Annotated in this window: 15 protein-coding genes; 9 read left to right on the top strand and 6 right to left on the bottom strand. The window is 50.4% G+C overall.

The annotated features are described in order from the left end of the window. Positions 1-190 precede the first annotated feature (190 nt). Both OO017_RS05940 and OO017_RS05935 read right to left on the bottom strand, forming a co-directional pair. Positions 191-1108, bottom strand: a complete 918-nt coding sequence (locus tag OO017_RS05940) for an NmrA family NAD(P)-binding protein (RefSeq protein ID WP_266051545.1) — start codon at positions 1106-1108, stop codon at positions 191-193. 211 nt (positions 1109-1319) lie between these two features. Continuing rightward, complete coding sequence (locus tag OO017_RS05935) at positions 1320-1868, bottom strand: REP-associated tyrosine transposase (RefSeq protein WP_266051544.1); 549 nt, start codon at positions 1866-1868, stop codon at positions 1320-1322. A gap of 230 nt (positions 1869-2098) precedes the next feature. On the opposite strand from OO017_RS05935, the gene OO017_RS05930 reads away from it, so the two are divergent. Further along, the gene (locus OO017_RS05930) at positions 2099-2593 is read left to right on the top strand and encodes a hypothetical protein (protein ID WP_266051543.1); all 495 of its coding nucleotides are present in this window, start codon (positions 2099-2101) and stop codon (positions 2591-2593) included. Between the two features lie 74 nt (positions 2594-2667). Here OO017_RS05930 and OO017_RS05925 read toward each other — a convergent pair whose 3' ends face one another. After that, the gene (locus OO017_RS05925; protein WP_266051841.1) at positions 2668-4896 is read right to left on the bottom strand and encodes an NADP-dependent isocitrate dehydrogenase; all 2229 of its coding nucleotides are present in this window, start codon (positions 4894-4896) and stop codon (positions 2668-2670) included. Positions 4897-5408: 512 nt separating this feature from the next. Here OO017_RS05925 and OO017_RS05920 point away from each other — a divergent pair. Next, complete coding sequence (locus OO017_RS05920; protein ID WP_266051542.1) at positions 5409-6647, top strand: GDSL-type esterase/lipase family protein; 1239 nt, start codon at positions 5409-5411, stop codon at positions 6645-6647. Here the strand turns inward: OO017_RS05920 and OO017_RS05915 are convergent, their stop codons facing one another. After that, positions 6648-7274, bottom strand: coding sequence for a phosphoribosyltransferase (locus OO017_RS05915; RefSeq protein ID WP_266051541.1), 627 nt, complete (start codon positions 7272-7274; stop codon positions 6648-6650). Positions 7275-7472: 198 nt separating this feature from the next. Then, on the bottom strand, positions 7473-8156 hold the full coding sequence (locus tag OO017_RS05910) for a dienelactone hydrolase family protein (protein WP_266051540.1): 684 nt from the start codon (positions 8154-8156) through the stop codon (positions 7473-7475). Positions 8157-8291: 135 nt separating this feature from the next. Between OO017_RS05910 and OO017_RS05905 the strand changes: the two genes are divergently transcribed. From OO017_RS05905 to OO017_RS05880, 6 genes are all read left to right on the top strand, one after another. Then, positions 8292-8963 carry a hypothetical protein gene (locus tag OO017_RS05905; protein WP_266051539.1) on the top strand — a complete coding sequence of 224 codons (672 nt, stop codon included), beginning with the start codon at positions 8292-8294 and terminating at the stop codon, positions 8961-8963. 165 nt (positions 8964-9128) lie between these two features. Then, positions 9129-9812 (top strand): deoxyribonuclease V, encoded by a 684-nt coding sequence (nfi, locus tag OO017_RS05900; RefSeq protein ID WP_266051538.1) that lies wholly within the window; start codon positions 9129-9131, stop codon positions 9810-9812. A gap of 82 nt (positions 9813-9894) precedes the next feature. Next, on the top strand, positions 9895-10281 hold the full coding sequence (locus OO017_RS05895; RefSeq protein ID WP_266051536.1) for a GxxExxY protein: 387 nt from the start codon (positions 9895-9897) through the stop codon (positions 10279-10281). A gap of 197 nt (positions 10282-10478) precedes the next feature. Continuing rightward, a complete protein-coding gene (gene clpB / locus OO017_RS05890; protein ID WP_266051535.1) occupies positions 10479-13097 on the top strand; it encodes an ATP-dependent chaperone ClpB in 2619 nt (872 codons plus the stop codon). Positions 13098-13350: 253 nt separating this feature from the next. Continuing rightward, complete coding sequence (locus OO017_RS05885; protein WP_266051534.1) at positions 13351-13899, top strand: REP-associated tyrosine transposase; 549 nt, start codon at positions 13351-13353, stop codon at positions 13897-13899. 186 nt (positions 13900-14085) lie between these two features. Then, a complete protein-coding gene (locus OO017_RS05880; RefSeq protein ID WP_266051533.1) occupies positions 14086-14934 on the top strand; it encodes an alpha/beta hydrolase in 849 nt (282 codons plus the stop codon). 52 nt (positions 14935-14986) lie between these two features. Here OO017_RS05880 and OO017_RS05875 read toward each other — a convergent pair whose 3' ends face one another. Continuing rightward, on the bottom strand, positions 14987-15358 hold the full coding sequence (locus OO017_RS05875) for a SpoIIAA family protein (protein WP_266051532.1): 372 nt from the start codon (positions 15356-15358) through the stop codon (positions 14987-14989). 225 nt (positions 15359-15583) lie between these two features. Here OO017_RS05875 and OO017_RS05870 point away from each other — a divergent pair, with 225 nt between their 5' ends. After that, the gene (locus OO017_RS05870; protein ID WP_266051531.1) at positions 15584-15991 is read left to right on the top strand and encodes a hypothetical protein; all 408 of its coding nucleotides are present in this window, start codon (positions 15584-15586) and stop codon (positions 15989-15991) included. Positions 15992-16001: the final 10 nt, after the last annotated feature.

Raw genomic sequence — 16001 nt, 5'->3', positions numbered from 1 at the left:
GATAGCAAAAGGGGCAGCCAAGTTAGGCTGCCCCTTTTGCTTTATCGGCCTTTGCTAGTGCGAGCTTGTAGCTCATACTTCAGCTAAATAGGATATAGTATAGTTTTGGAAGTTAGGCACGAGCTACAAGCTCGCGCCAGCGGGAGAGCTTGAAGGAGCAAGCGTAAGATTGGATGTGTAAATATAAATTCTAGCGATTCTTCAGTACCTCAGCAACACTCGTCCACTTTATCTCGGGATAGCGATTATTATCCAGCGGATCCAGCTTTGACAACCCGCTGAACATGTCGCGCATGTACTGCATCCCCTGCCAGGCGGGAAAGACTTCGTTGCTCGCAGGGGTAAGGGTTTTTGTGATCTTGATGATAGTATTCAGCAGTCCTAATCCACTAACCCGCAGCAGTTTAAACCCTTCTCCGGTGGCTTTGCTGGCTGCCGCACATAGCCCTTGGGCATCTAGCACATCCCCGGCAATGCGCAGGTAGCGCGGCGTGGAGGGGTCAAGAGCTGCGGCGGCAGTATAATCGGCTGTGTTCTGGATAGTCGTGAAATCCATGAGCTGGTTAGGGTTGCCGTAGTACATAACCCGTTTTATTGGGAAGAGCACAATGGGCGCCTGCCCGGTAAGCAAGTCCGAGAACATGCCGTTAAGTATGGAAGTGGCAGCGATAGGCGCATTGTCTAGTCGGTCCTTAAAGTGCTTCCGGAAGTCCAGGTTGCGGTTAATGCCATAAGGTAGCTTGGTGAAGTCAATCGCAAAGTCGGAAGGGATAAAACGGGGCACACCAGCCGCCACAGCAGCTTGTAACAAGAGGTACTGAATGCCAACCATCACATAATGCAAGCCCGACAAAGCCGAGACCACGCAGGAAGCTCCTTCGCAGGCTCTCGTGAGTTCAGCAGCGTTATGGAAGTCCACCTCTACAACAGTAGCCCCAGCCTCTCGCAGGGCGTTTACCTTCTCGTTGTCGCTTTGGCTACGCACCAATACCCTGACTGTGGCACCTTTATCCAGCAAAGACCGCGCAATGCGCCCGCCTAAATCACCGGTGGCACCCGCCAGCACTATCGTTGCCTGTTGCGAACCGGATGTATCGTTTATTTCCATAGCTGCATGTTTAGTTCTGATTTGTAACCGGCTTTTGCGGGAAAGGTTGCAGGTTGCCCTGTTCATGCCGCAAGTTTAGCGTGAGCGCAACTTGTGGCTTTCCATGAGGCCAGTTTGTAACTGGCATAAACCACAAACTATACTTTCGGCAGTTGCAAACTGGCCCTACTTTCTACCACCAGTTACCGCTTCGCTCAAACTGGCGGTATGGTTAGCTGAGAAGCATGATTTCCGCCATTCCCTTTCCTCCTGCATAGTCTATGGCACTACTGTAAGGATAATCCTGCGCCTCGTACACAAAACCAGCTTCAACAGGGTTATTGTGAATATAATTTAACTTCTGATCCATCAGGAAGTTTGAATTGAGTTCGATAGGCTGATTGTGCTGCTGCCAGAACTGGCAAGTTTCATTATTGCTATTGAGCTTGCCTGCCCGCTCAAACATCCAAAGCATCCATTCTTTGCGGCTTTCCTGCAGGTTATCAGAGATGGCTTTAATTATAGTTTTGGAAGTATGCTTTTTCAAGTCCCGGATAATGCCAGATTGGTTTTCTGTCTCAGAGCCGATGATCAAATGCACATGATTCGACATAATGCACCAGGCATATACTTTAAGTCCTTTGTTTTTAACGCAGTAATTCAGGCTTTCAACAACAATGTCTTTGTAGGCAGGTCTGGTAAAAACATCTATCCAGTTTACGGTCGAAAATGAGATGAAGTGCAGTTTACTTTGATCGCTGATCTTATAGTTCCGGCTCATGGCATACTATACGAACATACCGCCAGTTTGAGCGAAGCGGGAACTGGTGGTATTACTTGGCGGCAGTTTGCAACTGCCGAAAGTATAGTTTGTGGTTTACGCCAGTTACAAACTGGCCTCATGGAAAGCCACAAGTTGCGCTCGCGCTAAACTTGCGGCATGTGAGGCGCTCACACTAACCTTGAGGCATAAGAAGATAATTACTATATTACTTCACTAGCATTAGCCGCATGAGACTTTTTCAATCCCTTCCTCAACTGATTGTTTTATTATTCTCTTTATCGTGTTGTAGGACTAAAGAGAATGGAGAAATTAGTGGAACCGCTAAAGATACTATAGAATCAGATAACAAAATAACTTGTATTGATAGCATCAGCATCCTACACCCTAAAACAAACGAATTGTCTACAGGTCGTATGGAGTTATTTCTTTCAAGCGCTGATACAAACCTAAATCGTACTTTGGAATCTAAACTAATTGATGAGCTTACCTTCAAAGAAGGAGGTTTGTCAAAGAGAAAAGAAAAAATACCAGGTCTAATTATAATGGTGCGCAAAATAAGAGAGAATCATTATAAACTATTATATTTCACAAATCATTTTATTGGTTACCCTATCGATACTGTAGAGGAAAAAGGCGAAGACTTTATGGAAACTGCACAGATCATTATTAAGGACAAACAGGGCAGACAATGGAATATTAAGACTTGCTTGCAAGTGCAATAAGTTATTTTCCACTATATAAAAATGAAAGGCTGCCTGATCAGGCAGCCTTTCATTTTTATACTTTATACTTCAGCTTAGAAGTTATTCAGTGCAGCGTTTAGCGTTTCACTTGGGCGCATGGCCTTGCTGGTTTTCTCTTCGTCTGGATGGTAGTAACCGCCGATCTCAACTGGCTTGCCTTGAGCAGCAATTTGTTCGTCTACGATCTTCTGCTCGTTGTCGGTCAGTTCTTTGGCTAGGCTAGAGAATTTCTCTTTCAGCTCCTGGTTTTTGTTCTGCTCGGCAAGTGCTTGTGCCCAGTACATGGCCAGGTAGAAGTGGCTGCCACGGTTGTCGATGCCGCCAACTTTACGCGCCGGAGACTTGTCTTTCTCCAGGAACTCCGCGTTTGCCTTGTTCAGGGCCTCTGCCAACACCTCAGCCTTCTCGTTCTTGGTTTTATAAGCCAGGTCTTCCAGAGAAACAGCCAATGCTAGGAACTCACCCAATGAATCCCAACGCAGGTAGTTCTCTTCTACAAACTGCTCCACGTGTTTCGGTGCAGAACCACCGGCACCTGTCTCAAACAGGCCACCGCCATCCAGCAACGGAACGATAGAAAGCATTTTAGCACTTGTGCCAAGCTCAAGGATCGGGAACAGGTCCGTCAGGTAGTCGCGCAGCACGTTACCGGTTACCGAGATAGTGTCTTTACCAGCTTTGGCACGCTCGCAAGTATAACGCATCGCCTCTACAGGCGACATAATCTTGATCTCTAAACCGTTGGTATCGTGGTCTTGCAAATACTTCTCTACTTTCTTGATCAGGTTAGCATCATGCGCACGCTGAGGGTCAAGCCAGAAAATAGCAGGCGTGTTGGTGATACGCGCTCTTGTAACGGCCAGCTTCACCCAGTCCTGGATAGCTACGTCCTTCGTCTGGCAAGCTCTGAAGATATCGCCTTTCTCAACCTTCTGCTCCATCAGCGTGTTGCCGTTGGCATCTTCCACGCGCACCGTTCCGGCCTCAGCCATTTCAAACGTTTTGTCGTGCGAGCCATACTCCTCAGCCTTCTGCGCCATCAAACCGATATTCGGCACAGTACCCATGGTAGTCGGGTCGAAAGCGCCGTTCTCTTTGTTGAACTTGATCACCTCCTGGTAGATACCAGCGTAAGAACGATCCGGGATGATAGCTACCGTATCTTTCGGTTTGCCATCTGGTCCCCACATCTGGCCAGATGTACGGATAGCAGCCGGCATAGACGCATCGATGATCACGTCGCTTGGCACGTGTAGGTTGGTAATGCCTTTATCAGAGTTTACCATTGCCAGCTCAGGACGCTTCTCCATCTCCGCTTTCAGGTCAGCCTCTATCTCAGCACGTTTGTCAGCTGGCAGGTTTTGTATCTTGTTATAAACGTCGCCTAAACCGTTATTAGGGTCAACGCCAAGCTCTTTAAACGTAGCAGCATGCTTCGCAAAAGTATCCTTGAAGAACACCTTCACCGCATGGCCGAACATGATAGGGTCAGACACCTTCATCATAGTAGCCTTCAGGTGCAGCGACAGCAGGATGTTATCTTCCTTCGCCTCCGCGATTGCCTTCTCAAAGAAAGCGTTCAGGGCATCCACGTGCATCACAGAAGAGTCCATCACTTCACCATCTTTCAAAGCGATCTTCTCCTTTAACACTTTCGTGTTGCCGTTGGCATCCACAAACTCAATGCGCACCTCAGTAGCCTTATCAGCCACAAAAGATTTTTCGCTGCCATAGAAGTCGCCTTCCGTCATGTGGGCAACGCGTGTTTTAGAGTCTGATGACCATTTACCCATCGAGTGCGGGTGGCTCTTCGCATACTGCTTCACGGCTTCCGCCACACGGCGGTCCGAGTTACCCTCGCGCAACACAGGGTTTACCGCGCTACCCAGGATCTTAGCGTAACGTGCTTTAACGTCTTTCTCCTCCTCCGTTTTAGGCTCAGAAGGATAGTTCGGAATATTGTAGCCCTGCGACTGCAACTCCTTGATAGCCGCGTTCAGCTGCGGGATAGAGGCACTAATGTTAGGAAGCTTGATGATGTTCGCCTCCGGTGTTTTAGCAAGCTCACCCAGGTAAGCCAGGTCATCAGACTGCTTCTGATCCTCGGTCAGGTTCTCCGGGAAAGCGGCAATGATACGCCCCGCCAGCGAGATGTCTCTTGTCTCTACTTCGATATCGGCAGCCTTTGTGAAAGCCTGTACAATTGGCAGGAAAGAACGTGTTGCCAAAGCAGGTGCCTCATCTGTAATCGTATAGATAATTCTTGATGCTTTTGTCGTCATTTTCATCTTAGTTTTAAATAGTCATACCTCCGGCAAAAGGGAAGTATAGATAAGTTCTAATAGCAAATATAAGAGTCTTTTTGATATAGGCTAAGCCTATAGCAGCTTTCCTGCCTTACCAACTATGCTTGTGCAGGTACAGCATCCGCCCCAGTACATAGTTGATCATTAGTATCGCCTAACTACTACCTGCAAGCAACAGAAAAGTTATACTTTCATCCTCCAGAATATATCGGCTACAATTAATTTTTGTGCAGGCACGGCCAGTGTTTATAATCGCTCACACCTGATTTTACGACACTCGCCCCCACAAACAGCACTTTCACTGTATTTTTTAACTGTAGGCGCAACAGCCAACACCTGCCTCCGTCTGAGATAGCTTAGTTAACACTTACCTCTTACCCACAATTATGAGTACAATTTATACTTTGCTTTACCTACGGATACTACGCTTCCTACTCCTTTTTCTTTTTGTTGTTTCTACTTTACCGGCCGCTGCTCAGCTAAAAGTCATGACTTTGGGTAACTCTATTACGCAGGGCAATCAGGAGTATCCGGGTTATAAGTACAGGCTATGGAAAAAACTTGTTGATGCCGAAGTGGAGGTGGAACTGGTGGGCTCGCATGATGTCAACAGAGACGGGCCACCATCTGTGAAAGGAGAAGTATACAAGGGGCAGACTTTCACGAACCGAAACGAGGGGCACTGGGGCTGGCGCGCCGACGAAATACTGAACGGCAGAGATGACCAGCGGCAGGCAGGGCGTTTAAAGGAGTGGCTGCGTGGCTACTCCCCGGACCTTGTGCTGCTGCACCTGGGCTCAAACGATGTGATGCAGGAGCAGCCGGTAGCAGAAACGATAGAAGAACTGGAGGAAATAGTACGGGAAATCAGGAAAACGAACCCGGATGTTACAGTACTCCTGGCCCAACTGATCCCGATGAACTATAATAATGTAGGGCCGAACACGATTAACCGGCTGAACGAGTTCAACGCCCAGATCCCGCCCCTGGCCGAACGGCTCAACACGCTGCAATCGCCGGTTATAGTGGTAGACCAGTTCTCAGACTTTGATCCGACGCCCGGGGTTGACACCTGGGACGGCATACACCCGAACACCAGCGGCGAGGAGAAAATGGCCCAGCGCTGGTTCGATGCCATCATGTCGGAGGTTATCACGCCGCTCCCCGTAGAACTAACTGCCTTCGGTGCGCGCACTAACACACAGGGCCAGGTACTGCTGGAGTGGCAAACAGCCTCGGAGACAAACAACGCCTACTTTGAGGTGCAGCGCTCCCAGAGCGGAAAGGATTTCCAACCAATCGGCCAGGTAAAAGGCTCTGGCACTACTGTGGTGGCACAAAACTATACTTTCACCGACTCTGCTGCCATGTCCGGCACGCTGTACTACAGGCTAAAGCAGGTGGATACGGATGGCACGAGCAGTTTCTCAAAGGTAGCCCAGGTACAGGTACAGGAGCGGGAGCAAGTGCTACAGGTTTTCCCGACCAGCAGCAGAGGCCAAAACATTACACTGCACCTGCAGCACCACACGTCCACGGATGAGGCTCATGTGCATATTTATACTTCGGAGGGAAAGCTGGTGCATAGCATGGAAAACGTGCAGGGCATCAATGGTGCTTTCCGGACACGCATCTTTACGGAGCAATTGCATGGGGCTGGCCTATACCTGGTGCGCGTAGCCGCCGGCAACGAAGTATACCAGACGGAGTTTGTGGTGGAGCAGTAGTTATACTTTGTCCTGGTCCTGCAGCAACTGTATCACTTCCTCATCTGAGGTCTGTGTAAACTCTTCATAAAATTGCCCCACCGCCTGGAAGAAGGGTGGCGTGAGCAGGCACACGAAATCATCTACCATGCCTGAAAAACGATCGGCGGCCTCGGGTGGCGCAACGGGTACAGCTACCACAATTTTGCGCGGGTGCTCCTTCTTTACCAGGTTTACGGTGGCCTCCAGGGTTTTACCAGTAGCAATGCCATCGTCTACAATGATCACCACACGGTCTTTGAAAGGGATGTGCTGGCGGTTGCCCATGAAGCGTTTATACTTCTGCTGCATGCCCTGACGGATGCGCTGCACCTCGGCCTCGATGTAGTTCTCCGGCACATCGGCGCGCTTGTCGTAGCTCACGCTGTCCATACTTACGGCCCCGATGGCGAACTCCGGGTTCAGGGGGTGGCCGATCTTTTTGGAGACCGTTACCTCCAAAGGCATGCCCAGCTTTTTGGCGATAGGGGCCGCCACCGGCACGCCGCCACGGGGTATGGCCAGCACCACGCCCTGCTCGCCTTTATACTTTTGCAGTCGCTCAGCCAGCAGTTCAGCAGCCTCAGCCCTGTTTCGGATCATGTCCATGGCAAATCTATTTTGAATGAGTGCTTAAGTGAATGTGCGAATAAATGAAGTACGTTCGGAAATGGATTCAAGGGCATCTCCGGCCTATACTTTCTTGAATGGGTATGCCTTACTTTCTAAAGCAGGAACCCAGGCTCCATACTTTAAAAGCTACTGGAGGCATACCTGAATTCATCCATTCGCTCAGCCACAATTATCCTATGGCCTGTTTTGGTGCAAGGGCTGCTGTTTGTCTGGCTTCACATACTTGCGGAACCAGTCAGCAGCCAGTTGGGCCACCATCTCCAAGGCTCCCGGCTCCTCAAACAAGTGCGTGGCATCCGGCACTATCTCCAGGTCTTTAATACACTGCATCAGGTCCTGCGCCTGTTTGTTCAGGTCCAGTACTTCGGTATCCTTGCCACCTACAATCAGCAGTGTAGGCACCTGCAGGTCGGGTATTACGGCATGCGCCAGATCAGGTCGGCCACCGCGGCTTACCACCGCCTTTATTATATCCGGACCCTCGGCGGCAGCGGCCCCGATGGCGGAGGCGGCCCCGGTGCTGGCGCCAAATAAACCGATGTTGAAGTTCTGTGTACGCGGGTCTTTTTGTATCCAGTAGGTAGTGTCAATCAGGCGGCGGGTGATTTTTGGAATATCGAAGCGGTTACTGTATTCCTGGTCCTCCTCCTCTGTTAGCAGGTCGAAAAGCAGGGTGGCAAAGCCGGCCCGTTGCAGTTGCTCCGCCACAAAGCGGTTCCGGGTGCTGAGGCGGCTACTGCCGCTCCCGTGCGAGAATACGATGAGCCCTGCGGCGTTCTCCGGTATGATCAGATCGCCGATAAGTGTAGCGTCCTTCAGCTCAATCCGGACACTGTCATTGAAAGTATAGTTTGCCATAGCCTGCGGGGTATAGTTATGTAAAAACCTGACCAACTGTATACTTAGCAGTACGATCCCCTATTTTCAAAGTTCAGAAGTATAACTCCAAAGCCGCCTACTATCGTATCTGTGCATGAAGCAACCATTTGTACCATGCGTTATACTTTATCTGTACTTAGCCTGCTGCTTATACTTACTTCCTGTGGCCCCGATGGGCGTAACAGCACATTGGGCAACGAGCGGATTGACTCGGTAAAAGAGTTGCAGGAGGAGGAACCACAGGGCACAGCTACACCTGCTGCTCCCGACACAGCGGCGTTTCCGGGTGCCTTTAACCGTTTCTTCAGTGCCCTACAGGCCGCAGACACGGCAGCGCTGAACACCTTTGTGGATGCTGCGCAGGGGTTTTGGTTAATTGAACAGCCGGGGGCTATGCCTGCCTACAGCCATTTTACAAGTGTACAGGAGGTGAAACGGGAGTACCAGCAGCTGCCTTTTACAAGTATAAACCAGCAGGTAAAACAATGCGCCCTGCAGCAGCGAGAGGAGTTCCCGGCGTTCGACTGTGCCGACATGGACGGAGGGGCCACAGGCTTTGCTGAAGACGGCTGCTTTTATACTTTCATCACTTCTGATTTTCAGAACACCGATATATGGCAGTATGCCGAGCTAACAAAGCAACAGGAAGCGCAGGTGCAGGAACTGCAAAGGCAGGTACAGGCAACGGTGCTGCACACCGGCACCGCCTATCGCTTCCATTTCGGTTACCGCAACGGCCGCTGGCTTCTCCTCTTCGCCGATCTCCGCGTGCCCTGCAGCGCTTAGTAGTTAGAGGGTCAGAGAGTTTAGGTGGATATTTTAGAAAGCTTTTGCAGCTATTGCCGTACTAGTGGGATAAAACGTATGCATCAATCACGAATGGAAGGTTCAACCATTCTTTTCCTCTAATGATTCTCTAACTCCTAAATTCGCTAACCCTCTAACACCACTATGGCCTACTACCGACGCTTTGATCACCCGGCACCCGACCCGGCTATACTTGCCCGACTTACGGAGCAACAAAAGGTGATGCAGCAGCGCATCATCATACAAAAACCTGACTTCGACCTGAAACTGATCGCTGGCTGCGATTCTTCTTTTATAGGTGAGGATACTATCCTTTCCGCGTTTATACTTCTGACTTATCCCGAACTGGAGGTGGTGGAGAAAGTATGGCACCATGGCCCTGTGGAACTGCCTTATATCCCCGGCTTCCTGGCCTTCCGCGAGGCGCCCAACCTCATAGAAGCTTACAAGAAATTACAGCAAAAGCCCGACCTGATCATGGTGGACGGCCACGGTATCTCGCACCCGCGCCGCCTGGGTATTGCCACGCACCTGGGTCTGCACCTGGAGAAACCCACCATCGGTGTGGCTAAAAAAGTGCTCGTGGGCAAATATAAAGAGCCGGCTCCTACCAAAGGCTCCTTCTCACCGCTGGAGTATAAAGGCGAGATCATCGCCAACGTGCTTCGCACCAAAGACAACGTAATACCCGTCTTTGTCTCCCCCGGCCACCTCATGGACCTGGAATCAGCCACAGAAATCGCCTTGAACTGCGCCACCAAGTATAAACTGCCCGAACCCACCAGATTGGCAGACCATTATGCGGCGGTGTTTAAGAAGGACATCTAAATCAGGATTTGCAGGATGGAGAAGGATGGACAGGATTTGCTCAGCATGAGTAAACTTTAAGGATTTTAGAATTTAGAAGTACATGATCCAACTGGAAGAGATAACATATAGAATTATTGGATGTGCTATGAAAGTACATAATACGCTTGGAAGCGGATTTCAGGAAGTGATTTACCAACGGTGCTTGGCTATTGAACTTGCAAAAGCTGCACTTAGCTTTGAAAGGGAAAAGGAGCAGGTTATCTACTATGATGGGGCAGAGGTAGGAAGCAGAAGAGCTGATTTTATAGTTGAGAATAGCATTGTGGTGGAGCTAAAAGCTATAGTGAACCTAGAGGATATTCACTTAGCACAAGCTAAAAACTATACTGTAGCCTATAACTTTCCTGTCGGTCTCCTCATTAATTTCGGTGCCCTTAGCCTCCAATACAAGAAAGTATTTAACAACAAACATAAGTTATCCTCCTAAATCTTAAATCATCCAAAGTAATCCTGTCCATCCTTCCCCATCCTGCAAATCCTGATTCAGACAAATAGTCCGAATTCTACAAATTACACCTTTCAAAACATGACATAATTACAGTAAAACCACCCAATAATACCATTGGTGTATACTTTGCTAGAATGCTCGTAGAATTAAAATGAAGGAAAACAGACAAAGGCAATATGAATTTTAATAACTATACCATCAAAGCCCAGGAGGCCATCCAGAAGGCCACCGAGATAGCAGGCGGCAACCAGCAGCAGGCTATTGAGACGGGGCATATTTTAAAAGCAATACTGGAGACAGACGAGAATGTAACAAACTTCCTGCTCCAGAAACTAAACATTAACGGTAACATCCTGCACAGCAAGCTGGATGAGATTGTGGCGGCTTACCCGAAAGTGAGCGGCGGCAGTCCGTATTTGGCTAACGATGCGGCGGCGGCTTTACAGAAAGCTACTTCTCTGCTGAAGGAGTTCGGCGATGAGTATGTGGCCATCGAGCACATGCTTCTAGGCATTTTAGCAGGCCGCGATAAAGTGGCTGGCTTGATGAAGGATGTTGGCTTTAACGAAAAAGACCTTAAAAAAGCGATCAAGGAGTTGCGTGGCGGGACCAAGGTAACCGATCAGAACGCCGAGGCCAAGTATAACTCACTCAAGCGTTACGCTAAAAACCTGAACGAATTGGCCCGTGCTGGCAAAATAGACCCGGTGATTGGCCGTGACGAGGAAATCCGTCGTGTGTTGCAGATCCTGAGCCGTCGTACTAAAAACAACCCGGTGCTGCTCGGTGAGCCTGGCGTGGGTAAAACCGCCATCGTGGAAGGCCTGGCACAACGCATGGTGTCTGGCGACGTGCCCGAGAACCTGAAAAACAAAACGCTGATGAGCCTGGACATGGGTCTGCTGGTGGCGGGCGCCAAGTATAAAGGGGAGTTTGAGGAGCGTTTGAAAGCAGTGATTAAAGAGGTAACAGACGCTGAGGGCGAGATCATCCTCTTCATCGACGAGATCCATACTTTGATCGGTGCCGGCGCGGGTGGCGAAAGCGCCATGGACGCCGCCAACCTGCTGAAACCAGCCCTTGCTCGCGGCGAACTGCATGCCATCGGTGCAACGACCCTGAAAGAGTACCAGAAATATATTGAGAAGGATAAAGCGCTGGAGCGTCGTTTCCAGGCGGTGATGGTGGATGAGCCAAGCGTGCCGGATGCCATTTCCATACTTCGCGGTATCAAGGATAAGTATGAGGTACACCACGGGGTGCGTATTAAAGACGATGCGATCATTGCTGCGGTGGAGCTGTCAAACCGCTACATCACAGACCGCTTTCTGCCAGACAAGGCGATTGACTTGATGGACGAGGCTGCTGCCAAGTTACGCATCGAGATCGACTCGTTGCCGGTGGAGCTGGACGAGTTGCAGCGCCGCATCATGCAGCTGGAGATCGAGCGTGAGGCTATCCGTCGGGAAAATGACAAAGACAAGGAAACCGTGCTCTCGAAGGAGATTGCGGATCTTTCTACGAAGCGCGATGACCTGAAAGCCAAATGGCAGAACGAGAAGCAGATCATCGAGGGTATTCAGAAAGAAAAAGAGAACATTGAGCAGTATAAACTGGAGGCGGAGCAGGCAGAGCGCAGTGGCGACTATGGCCGTGTGGCGGAGCTGCGTTACGGCAAGATTCAGGAGGCGGAAGCGCACCTGAAGGAGCTGCAAGAGCAGGTTCGCCAGATGCAGGGCGAGAACCCGATGCTGAAGGAGGAAGTGAACGCTGAGGACATCGCCGAGGTAGTAGCCAAGTGGACCGGAATACCGGTGAGCAAAATGCTGCAAAGCGATCGCGAAAAACTACTCCATTTGGAGCAGGAGCTGGGCAAGCGCGTGGCCGGACAGGAGGAGGCGATTGAGGCGATCTCGGATGCTGTGCGCCGAAGCCGCGCCGGTATGCAAGACCCGAAACGTCCGATCGGTTCGTTCATCTTCCTGGGTACAACCGGTGTGGGTAAAACAGAGCTTGCCAAGGCGCTGGCCGATTACCTGTTCAACGACGAGAACGCGATGGTGCGTATCGACATGAGTGAGTACCAGGAGCGCCACGCGGTGAGCCGTATGGTGGGAGCGCCTCCGGGATACGTGGGCTACGAAGAAGGAGGCCAACTGACCGAGGCTGTTCGACGCAAGCCATACTCTGTGGTACTGCTCGACGAGATCGAGAAAGCGCACCCGGACGTGTTTAACATACTTTTGCAGGTGCTCGACGATGGCCGCCTGACCGATAGCAAAGGCCGCGTGGTGAACTTCAAGAACACGATCATCATCATGACCTCGAACATCGGTTCCCATATCATCCAGAGCAATTTTGAAAGGATGACACCAGCCAACCATGACGAGATAATCGAGCAGACCAAGGATGAAGTGTTTGAGCTGCTGAAGAAGTCGGTTAGGCCGGAGTTCCTGAACCGCATTGATGAGCTGGTGATGTTCCGTCCGCTGAGCCGTGGCGACATCCGCAAGATCGTCAGCATCCAGTTCGGCCACATCCAGGACCGTCTGGAGGAAGCCGGCATCCAACTGGTGGCTACCGACGAAGTGCTGGATTACCTGGGCGAGCAGGGCTACGATCCGCAATTCGGCGCCCGACCGCTGAAGCGCGTGATACAGCGCCAGGTGCTGAACGAGTTGTCCAAGGAGATCCTGTCCGGCAGAATTAACAAAGATTCTGTGGTAGAGGCGGTACTAGACAACGGTGCGATTCGTTTCAATAACGTGGATGTGGAGATCCCATCGGAGAAATAGACTGAGAAATAAAGTAAGATTAAAGTTTAGATTTTAGCATAGACCCCGCTATTCCATTGGAGTGGCGGGGTTTTATTTTTGCTGATACTGCCGCAAGCATCCTGCTTGTGGCTTTGCGTGAGGCAAGCTTTCAGCTTGCGAAAGTATAAAGTAGCCGTTACACAAGCTGAAAGCTTGCCCCATACACCACCACGAGCTGAAAGCTCGCGGCAGGAAATGTAACCAGACGCTAACTTTATGAGTTAGCTGCAGCATGAGTCGCAACTATAAATTTCAGGACCAGACAAAACTATACTTTGTTTCCTTTGCCGTTCTGAACTGGATCGATGTGTTTGTGAGGCGGGAGTATAAAGAGATTGTGGTGGAGAGCTTGCAGTACTGCATCAAACACAAAGGCCTGGAGGTTTATGCCTGGTGCATCATGAGTAACCATGTACATTTGATTATTGGCAGTAGCGCAGAACCCATGGAAGGTATCCTGCGCGATATGAAACGCCATACGGCCAAAGCTATTCTCAAACTTATTGAAGAGCACAATCAGGAAAGCCGGAAGGACTGGCTTCTCTGGATGTTTAAACGCGCCGGCAGCCGTAACTCAAATACCGAGGTGTATCAATTCTGGCAGCACCACAATCACCCCATCGAACTCTCGACAAACTTTCTCTTACAACAAAAGCTGGATTACTTGCACCAAAACCCCGTGGAAGCTGGCTTTGTAGAAGAGCCATGGGATTTTTTGTATAGTAGCGCCAGAGATTATGCAGGCAACAAGGGGTTAGTTGATATCATCTTGATCGAATAAATTCCCTGCGACGCTCCTGCCGCGAGCTTTCAGCTCGTGGCTTTTATTGAGGCAAGCTTTCAGTTTGTGTAACGGCTACTTTATACTTTCGCAAGCTGAAAGCTTGCTCCATTTCCGCTCCAAGCTACAAGCTTGAAACAGGTCCGTAAATTCTATACTTTGCAGCAGCAACCATACCTCGATACTATGCAAAAGAAATGCTTAACCCTCCTCCTTTTCCTCACCCTCACGATCCTTTCTGCACAGGCCAAAGTGGACACGCTTGCCATCCAGAGCTCCTCGATGCAGAAAACACTGAAGGCGGGCATTGTAACGCCTGAGAACTACGGCAAGAAAAAGAACGGACCCTACCCGGTTTTATACTTACTGCACGGCTACAGCGGCGGCTTCAGCGACTGGCTTAAAACACCACCTCAAAAAGACCTGCTGCAGCAAATGGCCGATAAGTACCAGCTTATCATCGTTACCCCGGAAGGCGGCTTCAGCAGCTGGTACTACGATAGCCCCGTGGACAAGGGCAGCCAATACGAAACCTATATCACGAAGGAGTTGCTGCAGGAAGTGGACGGCAAGTATAAAACCATTGCCAACAAGAACGGCCGGTTTATATCGGGTTTAAGTATGGGCGGGCACGGAGCGCTTTACCTGGCATCGCGCAACCCTTCTTTATACCTGGCGGCAGGAAGTATGAGCGGCGCCCTGAATGTGGCAAATATAGAGCAGGAAAAGCTGCGCCAAAGCATAGAGGCCGTGCTCGGGCCCAAGCCTGAGAACCAGGAGCTGTTTCGCCAAAGCTCCATTGTGTATATGACGCCTCAGCTAAAGGCAAGCGGACTGTCATTTATGATTGATTGCGGTGTGGATGATTTTCTGATTGAGGATAACCGCGAACTGCACCGGCGCATGGTGTACGAGAAAATCCCGCATGAGTATATCGAACGCCCCGGCGCGCATACCTGGCCTTACTGGGGCAACTCGCTGGAGTACCACCTGCTGTTTTTTCAGAAGGTCAGGGCTGCGTCGCTGACGCAATAGCTGCTATACTTGCCAGACGCTCGCAGGAGTTCCGCACACTGCGAGCGTCTGTTTACACCTTCCCTTCCTGCACCCACTGCATGGCCTGCTCCCGCTCGTGCAGATCGAAGTAGCGCACGCCTTTTTTCTTAACCGGGCTGATAAGCTTGGCTGCCCACTCCTGCCACACCTTCTCCCCCACCATAGCTACTCGTCCGTACTCCCGGCCATGCACCAGGTCGAAGAAGGCGTTTTCCAGGGCGGCGCCTGGCTTTACCCGGTTTAGGTCAAGGTGGATCATTTCATAGTATAAGCGGGCGGCGCCATACTTTCTCATCCTGTCGCGGATCAGCTCGCGGTACAGGTCAAAGTCCTCGTTAGTCAGCTCGCCGCTTACCCGCACAGCCAGCATATCACCCTGTGTTTCAGGCAGTACCTCTATCATAGTGTAGTTATTATCCTCCAACCTTTGCCACTGCCGGCTAATACAAAGGCGGAGCTCGCCCGTAATCCCGGGAAAGCCTTTGCACAGATAAAGCCAATATTCAGCGGCAACATCAGTTATACTTACGTAAATATAGATGTAACAACAATATTGCACTTTGGTCTGTTTACGTACAGTTCTAAAGTATAAATCCGAAGCAACAAACTTTTACCGCACCACACCTGCATGAAACCACTCTACCCGCTTGTCGCCCTGCTTATACTTTGCGCACTGTTCGGCTTTACGTTTGCCAGGCAGCAGAATGGATACTCTGTTGTAGGCAGCTGGAAACTGGTGGACATGCAGATTGGGAACGACAAAGCGGCCAAAGCCGAGAGCAACATGGAGAACACCCTTCGCCAAAGCACCATGCGGTTAGTTTTTGAGGAGTCAGGGCAGTTCAGGATGGAGCTGGATGCGGACGGGCGCGGCCTGAGCGGCGGCTATTACTACGACCCTGAAAACCAGATCCTCAGCATCAGGTATGGCTCTCACGTAGACACCGCGCTGGTTTCGTGGGAGGGGAAGAATAAAATGATACACGCCTCTAAAGATGGCAAAACCAGGACCACCATGGAGCGGGTAACAGACTAAGACAAGTATA

Source organism: Pontibacter anaerobius (assembly GCF_026241195.1).
Lineage (GTDB): Bacteria > Bacteroidota > Bacteroidia > Cytophagales > Hymenobacteraceae > Pontibacter > Pontibacter anaerobius.
Note: the sequence above shows the minus strand (reverse complement) of the source record. Positions and strands in the feature narration are given on the sequence as shown.

Coding starts and splice junctions, on each gene's coding strand:
- OO017_RS05940 (WP_266051545.1), bottom strand. CDS start 1,108: ATGGAAATAAACGATACATCCGGTTCGCAACAGGCAACGATAGTGCTG.
- OO017_RS05935 (WP_266051544.1), bottom strand. CDS start 1,868: ATGAGCCGGAACTATAAGATCAGCGATCAAAGTAAACTGCACTTCATC.
- OO017_RS05930 (WP_266051543.1), top strand. CDS start 2,099: ATGAGACTTTTTCAATCCCTTCCTCAACTGATTGTTTTATTATTCTCT.
- OO017_RS05925 (WP_266051841.1), bottom strand. CDS start 4,896: ATGACGACAAAAGCATCAAGAATTATCTATACGATTACAGATGAGGCA.
- OO017_RS05920 (WP_266051542.1), top strand. CDS start 5,409: ATGACTTTGGGTAACTCTATTACGCAGGGCAATCAGGAGTATCCGGGT.
- OO017_RS05915 (WP_266051541.1), bottom strand. CDS start 7,274: ATGGACATGATCCGAAACAGGGCTGAGGCTGCTGAACTGCTGGCTGAG.
- OO017_RS05910 (WP_266051540.1), bottom strand. CDS start 8,156: ATGGCAAACTATACTTTCAATGACAGTGTCCGGATTGAGCTGAAGGAC.
- OO017_RS05905 (WP_266051539.1), top strand. CDS start 8,292: ATGCGTTATACTTTATCTGTACTTAGCCTGCTGCTTATACTTACTTCC.
- nfi (WP_266051538.1), top strand. CDS start 9,129: ATGGCCTACTACCGACGCTTTGATCACCCGGCACCCGACCCGGCTATA.
- OO017_RS05895 (WP_266051536.1), top strand. CDS start 9,895: ATGATCCAACTGGAAGAGATAACATATAGAATTATTGGATGTGCTATG.
- clpB (WP_266051535.1), top strand. CDS start 10,479: ATGAATTTTAATAACTATACCATCAAAGCCCAGGAGGCCATCCAGAAG.
- OO017_RS05885 (WP_266051534.1), top strand. CDS start 13,351: ATGAGTCGCAACTATAAATTTCAGGACCAGACAAAACTATACTTTGTT.
- OO017_RS05880 (WP_266051533.1), top strand. CDS start 14,086: ATGCAAAAGAAATGCTTAACCCTCCTCCTTTTCCTCACCCTCACGATC.
- OO017_RS05875 (WP_266051532.1), bottom strand. CDS start 15,358: ATGATAGAGGTACTGCCTGAAACACAGGGTGATATGCTGGCTGTGCGG.
- OO017_RS05870 (WP_266051531.1), top strand. CDS start 15,584: ATGAAACCACTCTACCCGCTTGTCGCCCTGCTTATACTTTGCGCACTG.